This window comes from Empedobacter sedimenti (assembly GCF_030005555.1).
Lineage (GTDB): Bacteria > Bacteroidota > Bacteroidia > Flavobacteriales > Weeksellaceae > Empedobacter > Empedobacter sedimenti.
The window spans coordinates 116,310-128,595 of record NZ_JASCQG010000006.1 but is presented as its reverse complement, the minus strand read 5'-3'; the positions used below and the strand labels follow the sequence as shown (position 1 = coordinate 128,595).

The following is a 12,286-nucleotide window of genomic DNA, read 5'->3' as shown; positions in this document are numbered from 1 at the left end:
TGTTTTTTTTTTATATTTACTTCCACTTAAAATACTATAGAATTTGAACCCCTTTAACCAACATTTTAATGCTCCTAGATGGGTAGTATTAATTATAGATATACTTATCGTTTTTGTTAGTTATATTGTGAGTAATTTTATTTTGAATAGTTTTTTAAATACGTTTAGTATTGAAAAATTAGTATTCAAACTACCTATTATTACAGCAATATACCTTGCGTGTTTCTTGTACTTCAAGACTTACAAAGGTATTGTTAAAAAAACTGGATTAAAAGATGCTGAAAACGTCTTTATTTCGAATACAACAGCCTTCTTAGTACTATTTTTTGTCTCTTTTATATTCCGACAATTCATTGAAAAAGACACTACTGAAACAAACAGTATTTCGATGATTTTCAGAATGTCTTATTCTGTCATATTTGTTCATTTACTTATCACTACAATCACTATGGTTGTTGCTCGATTATATTACAAGTGGATTTACGAATATTACTTTTCGAGAAGTAGTGTGATCAAAAAAGTATTGATTTATGGAGCTGGTGATTCTGGCTATATTACACGAAATATTCTACAAAATGACACTCAATCAAATTATAAAGTTTTAGGTTTTATTGATGATAACAATAACAAAGTTGGTAAAATAGTTGATGGAATAAAAATCTATCCAATTAGTGATATTACAGAACATTTTATTGATAAAAGTGGTGTTACTGAAATTATTATTTCAATTCAAAGTGTTAGTACAAATCGATTATTAAACATTTCGAAAACACTCGAAGAACTTCCTGTTAGCATAAAAATTATTCCTCCTATATCTAAATATATTGATGGAACATACAAATCAAATCAAATTACTCAATTAAAAATTGAGGATTTATTAGGAAGAGAATCTATTAAATTGAACAATCCCATAATTAATCAAAGCATTTCTGGTAAAAAAGTTTTAGTTACAGGGGCTGCAGGTTCTATTGGTAGTGAAATTTCTAGACAGATTGCAATGATGGATTTTGAGCAATTAACTCTTATTGATCAAGCAGAATCTGCTCTTTATGATTTGCAACAAGTACTTAAAAATCAATTATCAGAAGATAAACTAAATCGAATTCAATACATCGTTTCTAGTGTAAAAGACTACAAACGTATGAATAGTTTATTCGCAAAATATCTTCCTCAAATTATTTTCCATGCAGCCGCATACAAGCATGTGCCCTTAATGGAAAAATTTCCTTACGAAGCAATTAACACCAACATTTATGGAACAAAAATTATTGCAGATTTAGCAGATAAGTATAATGCTGAAAAATTTGTAATGGTTTCTACAGATAAAGCCGTAAATCCAACAAATGTCATGGGTGCTACAAAACGAGTTGCCGAGATTTATGTAAACTGTCTACATGAGAATTCGAAAACCAATTTTATCGTTACCAGATTCGGTAATGTATTAGGTTCAAATGGCTCAGTGATTCCTCTATTTAAACGCCAATTAGAAGGTGGAGGACCTTTAACAGTAACTCATCCTGATATTACACGCTATTTTATGACAATTCCAGAAGCTTGTCAGTTAGTTTTAGAAGCTGCAATTATGGGAAAAGGTGGCGAGATTTTTGTATTTGACATGGGCGAATCTATGAAAATAATTGATTTAGCAAAACGTATGATTCGATTAAGTGGATTTAAATACCCTGAAGAAATTGATATAAAAATCGTAGGTTTGCGTCCGGGAGAGAAAATCTTTGAAGAATTGTTAGCAAATGATGAGAATACAATGAAAACTCATCATGAAAAAATTATGATTGCAAAAGTTAGTACAAGCAAATGTCAAAATAATAAGATTCTTATTGAAGAACTTTGTTACGAATCTGCTAATATTGAAAAGCATGAACAAATTATGAATTTAGTCGCTAAAATTAAAGAAATCGTCCCTGAATTTAAATCTCAGAACTCAGAATTTGAAAAACTTGATAGCTTAATTTATGAAAAATAAAATTTCAAAATTTTTATTGATCTTTACATTACTGATCATTACCTCATGTGCATCTAGAAAAGAATTAGTTTATTTTCAAGGTGAACAAAATTCTTTTACAAAATACGAAGAATATATCCCAAAAATACAATCATCAGATATGTTGGCGATAAGCATAAGTGCAGCAGATATGAAAGCAACGGAACCTTTTAATCAACAAAGTGTGTATCAATTAAACTCAAGTGTACCAAATAGTCCTTATGCAAAAGTGTATACTGTTGATGAAAATGGATTTATCAATTATCCTATTTTAGGTCAAGTAAAAGTAGGTGGACTTACACGTACTGAAGCTGAAAATGAGCTAAAGATAAAACTTTCAAAATATATTGTAAACCCTGGTGTAAACATTAATTATACTAATTTTAGAATTAGTGTTTTAGGTGAAGTCGCAAAACCTGGAAACTTTACTATTCCAAATGAAAGAATTTCAATATTAGATGCATTAGGGATGGCAGGTGATTTAACTATAAATGGTGTAAGAAGTAATGTAATGGTAATTCGTGAACAAAATGGACAGAAACAAACTTATAATGTCGATTTAACTTCAAAAGAAATATTAAACTCTCCTGTATATTATTTAGCTCAAAATGACGTTGTATATGTTGAGCCAAATAATGCAAAAATATCAGCTTCTAAATTCACACCAAACTATTCATTGTGGATTTCTGTAGCTGGTGTTATTATTTCTGTTATTTCTGTTATAGCTAAATAAAAATGAGTAAGAATAAGTTTGACAACAATCAGTTTGACGAAACTGAAGAAACGATTAATATCAGAGCAATACTTGAACAATATTTATATTATTGGAAATGGTTTGTTTTGGGAATTTTTGTATCCTTAATTATCGCATTTGTTTACGTAAAATATGCACAAAAGCAATATCAAGTATCTGCAAAAATTTTATTAAATGAAAAAGAATCTGCAACAGGTGAACTAGCTGGACTAATGGACCAAGCAATGCTTGGGGGTGGCTCTGGTGGAAATGCAGAAGTAGGCGATCAAATTGATGTGTTAAAATCAAAACGTCTACTTACCAAAGTTGTAGAAGAGAATAATCTAAACATTCAATACTTTAGTAAAGGACGTGTTGCTGAAATTGAATTAACGCACGAAAAATCTCCTATTAAAATTATTTTTCTTAACGAATCAGATAAAGTTAAGGAGGACTTAAAAGCTCAATTTATTGTACAAATAAAATCAGCGACAAAGTTTATTTTAACAAATAAAACAACTTCTTCAGAAAAAGAATATTCATTTGGTCAAAAAATTAATGACAAAATAGGAAGTTTTGTTATTAGTCCTAACAATAATCTAACAAAATCAATTGGTAATGAATATGTAATTAATTTAAGTTCTATTGACAAAGTAGTTGGTAACTATCAAAAGAAACTTTCAATTTCTCCTAATAGTGAAAAAAGTTCAAAAATCATTAATTTTTCGTTAGTTGGTCCAGTTCCTGAAATTTCAAAAAAAGTAATTAATGATTTAATTATTAATTACAACAAAGATATTGTTGGTGATAATAAGAAATTAACTGAAGCAACATCAAAATTTATTGATTCTCGATTAGCTATTGTTAGTGGAGATTTACATGGCGTTGATAAGCAATTAGAACAATTTAAACAAAGTAATAATATTACAGATGTTACTTCTGAAGCTAATATTTTCTTAGAAAGTGCAGCTGATAATGAAAAGAAATTATTAGATGCTTCTACACAATTACAGCTTGTCGATTACATGAATGGAGCGCTTAATACATCTCGTACAGATTTATTACCTTCTAATATTGGTTTAGAAGATAAATCTATTTCTTCTGAAATTGCTTCATATAATGAATTAGTTCTTGCTAAAGAAGATATGTTAAAGTCTGTAACAAATGAACATCCAAACGTAATCAAATTACAGGAACAGATTAGTGATGTAAAAAGAAATTTAAAAAATAGTTTAAGACTATATAGAAACAATACGCAAACTATTTTAAGTACAATTCAGGGAAAACAAAATCAAATTGCTGGAAAAATTCAAAAAGTACCAAGTCAAGAGCGTGGTTTCAGAGACATTTCTCGTCAACAACAAATTGTAGAAGCGTTATACCTTTTCTTATTACAAAAACGTGAAGAAAATGAAATAAAATCTGCTGCAACACCTGAGAATATTAAGGTAATTGATTATGCTTATGATGAAAAAGTACCCGTATCCCCTAAAAAGAGTATTATTTTCTTAGGAGCCTTGGTTTTAGGTTTCGTTATTCCTTTTGTTTGTATTTATATTTATAAGTTATTAAATAATACGGTTAATTCTAAAGAAGAAGTAGAAGATATTGTTGGTGCTCCTATTGCTGGTCAAGTTCCTAAAAGTAATATTACGATTTTAGAAAACAATGATAACTCTAGTGCTGCTGAGGCATTCCGTATTTTAAGAACAAATGTCAATTTCTTATTAAAAAATTCAACTGATCCTCAATGTATTTATATTACATCTACAACAAGTGGTGAAGGAAAGTCATTTATTTCAACAAATCTTGCGCAGATTCTTACAATGTCAGGTAAATCAGTTTTATTAATTGGTGCTGATATTCGTAGTCCAAAGGTTTTAGATTATTTAGGAATTACAGATCAGTATATTAATAAATATGGTGTAACAGAGTATTTAATCTCTCAGGATGTATCAATAGATAATATTATCATCAAGAAACCTGCTCATTATAAATTTGATGTAATTTATTCTGGACAAATAGCCCCTAATCCATCAGAATTATTGATGAATGGTCGTTTCGAAGATATTATTGCTTATGGTAAAGAACATTATGATTATGTCATTGTTGATACAGCTCCTGTTAGTTTAGTTACAGATACTTTATTAATAGCTAATGAAGCAGATATTACAATGTACGTTGTACGCGCTAATTATTTAGATAAACGTATGTTAGCTATTCCAAAAGATTTATATCGTGAAGATCGTCTTAAAAACATGGCTATGGTTATCAATGATGTTGATTTCTCTAAAGGTTATGGATACGGATATGGATACGGATATGGATATGGTGACAACCTTAATTCTGGAGGATTCTTCAAGAACTTATTCAAAAGAAAATAATTATTATATAAAAAAACCTGAAGTTAACTTCAGGTTTTTTTATAATATGAAAATGTATAAATTTTATTTTGTATTCTCGTTAGCTAAACGTTCCAGGGCTTTTTCATGAGCAGACTTTACATCATTCTTAATCTTTTTATCTTGGGTAGATTTTCTTATTTTCTCTGCGTGATAGGCTAAATCATCAAGTGACATTTTATAACTAACATAAAAACCTCTGTTATATCGTGAATATGAAGCTAAACCCCAATTTGCAATTAACTGATTTTTGATTTTCTTTGTTTGATATTCATTCAAATAACGCTGTAATTTTGGAGAAAGTTCATCTTTTAAAATTGATTTAGCAGATCCATTCATTCTACTAAACCAGTATTTATTATCTAATTTAATATATGATTTAGCCCCTAAAATACTTTTGAAAGCAAGATCTCCAAGTAGTAAAACTTTCTCAAACTCAGATTTCTCATTCGTCATATAGTCCCAATACATTTCAGAAGTCATACCAACCATTGGACTCTTATCTATAGTCGCTTCATACAAGTCTTTTCCATTTTGATAAGCTGCAGCAACATTCTTAAATTCAATTCCAAAATCATCACAAGCTTTTTGATATCCCGTAAAAGAACCCGAATATTTCTCGAAATTATCAATAAAAACCCTATAAATACAATAATGTGAAATATCAATTAATGTTTTTTTAGAATCATCTAAAAATCCATTTACTAACTGAATAGGAAAGTTATAATATTCGTACGAGCTCATAAATTTAATTGTCTTAAAAGTAAAGTGTTAATTCTTCTACTAAGATAAGGTAGTTTTTATTATTCTTAAAATGATAAGTGTCAAAGATGATTAAGTTTCAATTAAAAATAAAAATTCCTTTAAATTTCACTTTAAAGGAATTTAGTGGAGCTGGCGGGACTTACAATAACTCTCTATTTTAAAGGAATTTTCTACAATCACATATAAAAACGGATGAAATCACGGATGAAAATCTAATTAATTAAAATATTTTTAATATACTCACCAACATTCTCTTTCTGAAAGTACACATGGTTATTATTGAATTCTTCAATACTTAAATTATCCTTCCAATTTACTTCTAAGTAGGATGTATTGGATACAATATAAGAATCTAATTCTATTCCAGCATTTTCAACTTGTGGTTGAATCTTATCCTTTAAGACTTTGAAAAATTGAATCTTTGGATCATTAATACCTTTCGAATTTCGAATACCTTTCGGATCAATGAACTTAATAGTTTGTTTATCACCTTGTACAATCCATAAAATAAAATCAGGATAAAAATTATTACCATCTGTAAAGAAACCTAATCCCTTTTTACTTTGATTTCTCAGTACATGAACTTCTTTACCTTCTAAATGTTCAGGTTTAGTTCCTATATAAGTAATTAAATCATCTAAGAACTGTTTTTCAGAAGCATCTAAAGGAATAGGACTTACTTGTAATTTTTCTTTATATCCTTTACCTACATAAACTAAAGGTTTATATAAATGTAATAAATTATCAAAAGCAGATACTTCAGTTCCTATTTGAATATTATCAAAAGCTGGATCCATTACCTCAGTCTTCAGCTGTTCAATTTTATTTTGATAGTATTCTATTTCTTCTTCCGTATTTAATCTGAAGTCATATTCTAGAAGGAAATTATCATCCGTACCACTTAATTGAATCGCTTCTACGTGGTCTGAATTGAATTCATTCTTATAGAATAAATAAAACTGCTCAATGTATTTCTTTAGTAAGGTAATGGCTAATTCTTGCCAAATCTGTACATTACTAAATTGCTTAAATTCTAATTTGTGCGCAGGTATTAATAAATTATACCAAGACACTTCATTTAAGATGGCTTGTAATTGATCTAATTCAATTTTAAGGTTGTGATAACCTTTATCCGCTTTAAAATTCTGAAGGGCTAAGTAAATAGCATTCCAATTTAAAAATGATATATGCTTTGAGCTTAAAAAGCTACTGTTTTTGTTTACTGCATTACCAGAGCTTTTCTTCTCTAATACATCAATTTTTGGATACCAATCTAACTCTACTATTTTCCCATCAAAAATGGATGCATTGTACACTAAGGATACAAGAACCTTCTGTTTAAAGTTTTCAGAATCTTTAACAGCAATTAGTTTTAGTCTATTTTGTTGTACAATGTCATTCTGAATCGTTGGAACTTTTATCGTTATCCAAGCCGAATCGTTCGTTGGCAAACCTTCTTCTTCTAAGAATTCTTTGAATTTCTCCATATAGTCGGCTTTTACACCGAAAATCTGAAGTGTTTCTAAATGTCTTAGGTATTTTTTCAACGCTTTGATATTATCAGGTTTTTGATAATCATCTAAACCTGTTGAACGCTTTAATGAGAAGTTATACCCTTTTAAACGAACACCTCGACCAAATAACTGAATAATTTGCGAACCTTCGCTTTTTCCTACGTTCATTAATCCCATCGACGATACACGCCAAGATGACCAACCTTCTGAGAACTTTTTAGAGCCAATTAATAAATTAATGGATGAAGTATCTTCGTTAATCTTTTTAAATAAAGAATCAGAGAAATCACGTTCTGTACCCAACACATTATTGGCAACCGCTAACTCATATAGTTTTTTCTCATCACCTACATTGATAACACCAAAATATTTATCTGTATCTCCTACTCGTAAACCTAACTCACCATCTGCACCTTTCAGATTATCTACATACAGATTAGCACCAATTGTGGTGTTATTGAATACCAATTCATTAATCAAATTGAAAATGGTTGTAGCATCTAGATTTTGTTCTTTGATGTAGGAAAATGATGTTTCAAAAATAGAATACCCATTTTTGTCTACCAATCCTGCTTTATCAGTGATGACAGCTTCTATATTCTGAATAGAAACCGTTGGATTCTTTAAGAATTCGGTCAGGAAATAAATAATTTCCAAAACATCCGAAACATCTTTTCCTCCTTCTTTACGAACTGCATTTACTTTGCCACCTACAAAAATCCATAAAGGCTTATGCAATAAAAAATCCCTCAACGAAGTTTTCTGTTCCTTAAAAATCAATTGTTGTTGAAAGAAGGAAACTAAATTCGCTGTTAAATATAATTGCTGATAAGCGGTATTATCTTCTTTTAAATTTAGAATTCGGTAATCTTTACCATATCCATCTTCATAAAAATATTTGTACGAATAATCAAACAAAATACTTTTAGCATATTCTTGTGTAAACTCGGTTTTCTTCGCTCCCGAAGCTGCATTAATTGCTTGTCCAAATGTTGCCGAATATTCAAAAGCAAAACCTGTTAAGCTCAATTGATCTCTAAATTTTTTCCATGAGTCACCAGACATTCCTCCGTGACCTTCATCAATCAAAACTAAGTTGTCGGTTTCGAAACTTTCCACTGCAACTGTTTTATCACCACTGTTTTCAGCTAATTTAGTGATCTCTAAGATTTCTACTTGTTTACCCGAAAACATACCAGAATCGTTCTTAGAGAAGTTATTCGCTCTAATATCAGAAAGCTTAAATTCCGCTAAATGTTGCTTGGTTAATCCTTCATTTGGCGTAATTAACAATACTTTGTTTTGGTGCCCTTGGTTGTATTGATTAGCATAATGCAAATATTGCTTGATGTTGATGTGCATCAATAAGGTTTTACCCGAACCTGTTGCATTCCAAAAAGCTAATTTGTTTAGGTTTTCTAAAGTAAATGGCTGTGCAATAAAAGTATCTTTATCTTTTTTCTTTCCTGCATTGGCTTCAGCTTGTTTCAGATTGAATTCTTTCACATATTCATTAACATCTGCCAACAACTTTACTTTGTTACTAAAATACTTATCCAAGTACACTTCTGTGAACAATAAAGAAAGGTATTGGAAATACTTCCAAGTAATCTGTTCCTCACGTTTTTCAGAAATTTGTTTGGTATAACGAACAATATTTTCGTCATAGGTTTGCAGCATCGTAGCCGTCATATGTTTGTTATTGTACATATGCGCAATTAAAGCTTGCAAATATTTGGTATTCCCTTCTTCGGTATATCCTTCGTTAGAAGAAAGCTTTAAATCGGTAAAAATTTCTACACCTTTTTTACCGATGATTTTTTTACCAATGCTATCAATTCCGAAAAGAGATAGCATATACTTATTGAGTACGAGCTTGTCGTGAAAGTTTGCCATATCTTATTACAATTCCGAAATATTAAACATTTGCTTGAAGAAGGTTTCTTCGATTAGTTTTACTTTGAAATTATCTTCACCAGTGCGCATATTGTCGAAATGATGATCGCCGTTGATGTAGATTTGGTCAAACTCCGAAGAACGTACGCTGTCGTAAATTTTACGGAAACGTTGTGCGGTTTCTTCATTGCTGGTGGTTTCCAGATTGCGCCAAATCACTAAAGTTTTGATGCCCTCTCTGGTTTTACCTTCTACAAACTTGATATCGCCTACACGTTGTACACGTTCTACATACAAGCCAATTAAATAATTGAAGGTTTCTACTAAATCTACTTTCGTAGGTACCAACTCGTTATTCTCTGTCACCTTTAATTGGTAATTGAATGGATTGCGGAACATTTGAACATTGAACAAATGATCTTGTGTTTCTACATCCAACATATAGTTTAAGAGGTACTCTTCTTGCGCTTGCTCCTCAAAGTTTAATAAAGCGGCATTGGTTTTATTCGGTAACTGCAAATTGTTTAAGGCATCTTCGTACGATTCTAAGACTTGGTATTTGAATAGTTGCGAAATACCCGCTTTATCTTGTGGTTTACCGTTTTTCCAGTTGTCGGTGTAGATGACTTTTTGAATACGTGGTTTGGTTACTGTATTAAAATATGTACCCATTTCTACCAAGATGTATTTACGATTACCACCATCTTCACGATTTAGTTTTATAGTTGCGTGACCTGTAGTTCCTGATCCAGCGAAGTAGTCTAAAATTAAACTATTTAGATTTGTAGAGTAATAAATACAATCATACAAATTGTAAATTGACTTGGGATAGCTAAATAGTGGTTTACCAATTATATTAGTTAACACATTAGTTCCATGAACACCAGCATTATATTTCGTGTCAGTCCAGTTACTAAAAATAGGTTTTGAAGATTCTTCATTATCAGAGATTAAACTTAGACTTAAATTTGGAGAACAAATAATATTATTGTTTTCAATCTCTTTCAAACAAGATTCATATGATCTTCTCCAAACTCTTTCTGTTCCATCCTTACTTTTAGGATAAATTCTTATTAAACCATCAACTGTGTTTTCTTCAGGGTAAGATTCATTGATTTTGGGTGGAACTTCTATACCTACAACATTATAATTACTATCAACCAAGACAGCATAAAAACTATTAGGTCTTCCAATTCTTAAGTTACTTTCAGCAGTTCCGGTTCTAATAAATCCAATTTTCCCAATACCAGCTTCTTTCTTTTCACCAAATAATACCTTTTTATTTTTGGGCGTCAAAAATATCGCATATTCATGAGTAGTTGAAATATTTGTCCCTGTTAATCCAGCCCCTGCAGGATGATGATTTACAATGACATTATTAATATCTTTATCAGAATGAACTTCACGAAGGATAAAAGAAATATTATTAAATTCTGTATCATCTATAGCTACAATTTTAACAGCTGAATTCGATAATAATTTTTTTGATAATAACTCTCTATTTTCTATTAATGACATCCATGAAGCACTTTTAAATCCATTTAAATATAATATCTCTGAAGCAGAAGTATTATAAGGTGGATCTATATAATTTAATGAAATACGCTCCTGATATTTTTCTTGCAATACATTCAATGCTTGGAAATTCTCAGAATTGATTAATAGCCCATTAGTTTCTTCGTCTAAATTGTCGAATTCGGCTAATAATTTATCTTTGAATTCTTCGGAGAAATGTTTGGTATCCAGAACCAAATAAGGTTCGTTGCGTAGAGATTCCTCACTACCGTTCGGAATGACAATGTCAAACAATTCTTTCCATTCGTCTAATTGTGCTTGGTTGGCCACAATTTCGGCATAATATTTTTCAGGAATACGGTCTAAGGTGATGCAGTAATGGGTACTGATCACAAACTTTTTCTTTAACCATAATTTCTTTTGGAAATCCTCTATCTGCGCTAAGAAGGTAATAATCTTAGAAGCAACGGTTTTCAACGCTTTTATCTTGGATAACTGCGCTGTAAAATAGGCTGGATTTTCGGTATTGATATCGTCGATGTATAAAACTTCATTTTTGATGTAGAAATCTAACTCACGACGTAAGAATCCACCTAAATCTTTATGGATGAAATAATCGAAACTGTTACGAGAAATGAAATCGTTCAGATGTTTCTCTACAATGGTACGATTCTTATTTTTCTCTGTTGGCGCTTTGTCAAATGCTAAAGCAAATTCAGCAGGAATATTGTTTTGAATCACTTCAATTGCCTTCGCTTCTAGGTCAGCTTGTTTTACCGTTTTCTTGTGCGGTTCATACGTAAAGTTGATGTATAATTGTCCATCGATTACTTCCACAGGTTGCTCCTCATAAATAGCAAAACGACGCTCTTGATCACCTTGTGCTTTATTGTTGTTTTGTTCCGTAGAAGCTTCCTTTAATTGGAAATGAACCGATTTTCCATCTTTTAATTTAAAGCTGTAATTCTTTAAATATTCCGATGTTTTGATATAATATTGGTCATGGTTTGCCCAATGTAGTTTTACTTCTTCCCCTTCATAAGGAATGGCATACACGTCTTTCTTGTAACGACGTAACGAAATAAAATCGCCGTCTTTGTAATAACGCTTAAAGAAATTCGCCAAATGTGAGAATACTTCCTGCTCTAAAGCATTGGTATCAATCGCATTATTCAGTTGCGCTTTTAACTCGATTACTTTAGGTAAAGTATCTGGCTCCACACCTAAATCTTGCGCAGATTTAATCGCTTTATCTAATTCTGCTTGAATAGAAGTAGAATCTTTTGATTGTGTTTGCGCTAATATGTCTTTAATATCTTTCGGTAATTTACGATCTATAAAATCCATTACCTGATCACGTTTTTGATTCATAATGCGGTAGATTCCAAAATCTAAATCCGCCTTATCCATCTCAAATATTTCTTTTAAAACGTCTTGAAGTTTATTATAGTTACTCATG

Annotated in this window: 6 protein-coding genes; 3 read left to right on the top strand and 3 right to left on the bottom strand. The window is 30.7% G+C overall.

All coding sequences use genetic code 11. From position 1 onward, the window contains the following. Window positions 1–127: 127 nt before the first annotated feature. The 3 genes from QHG34_RS07725 to QHG34_RS07715 are packed head-to-tail and all read left to right on the top strand — an operon-like array spanning window position 128 to window position 5,119. Complete coding sequence (locus QHG34_RS07725; protein WP_282629634.1) at window positions 128–1,984, top strand: polysaccharide biosynthesis protein; 1,857 nt, start codon at window positions 128–130, stop codon at window positions 1,982–1,984. Then, window positions 1,974–2,735: a polysaccharide biosynthesis/export family protein gene (locus QHG34_RS07720; protein ID WP_282629633.1), complete on the top strand. Its 762-nt coding sequence runs from the start codon at window positions 1,974–1,976 to the stop codon at window positions 2,733–2,735. The genes QHG34_RS07725 and QHG34_RS07720 overlap by 11 nt, the downstream gene beginning before the upstream one ends. A gap of 2 nt (window positions 2,736–2,737) precedes the next feature. Further along, the gene (locus tag QHG34_RS07715) at window positions 2,738–5,119 is read left to right on the top strand and encodes a GumC family protein (protein WP_282629632.1); all 2,382 of its coding nucleotides are present in this window, start codon (window positions 2,738–2,740) and stop codon (window positions 5,117–5,119) included. A gap of 63 nt (window positions 5,120–5,182) precedes the next feature. Here QHG34_RS07715 and QHG34_RS07710 read toward each other — a convergent pair whose 3' ends face one another. The 3 genes from QHG34_RS07710 to QHG34_RS07700 all read right to left on the bottom strand — a co-directional run bounded on the left by QHG34_RS07710 (window position 5,183) and on the right by QHG34_RS07700 (window position 12,285). After that, window positions 5,183–5,881: a hypothetical protein gene (locus tag QHG34_RS07710; protein WP_282629631.1), complete on the bottom strand. Its 699-nt coding sequence runs from the start codon at window positions 5,879–5,881 to the stop codon at window positions 5,183–5,185. Between the two features lie 233 nt (window positions 5,882–6,114). Further along, window positions 6,115–9,312 carry a DEAD/DEAH box helicase family protein gene (locus tag QHG34_RS07705; protein WP_282629630.1) on the bottom strand — a complete coding sequence of 1,066 codons (3,198 nt, stop codon included), beginning with the start codon at window positions 9,310–9,312 and terminating at the stop codon, window positions 6,115–6,117. A gap of 6 nt (window positions 9,313–9,318) precedes the next feature. Continuing rightward, window positions 9,319–12,285, bottom strand: a complete 2,967-nt coding sequence (locus QHG34_RS07700) for a site-specific DNA-methyltransferase (RefSeq protein ID WP_282629629.1) — start codon at window positions 12,283–12,285, stop codon at window positions 9,319–9,321. Window position 12,286 lies beyond the last annotated feature (1 nt).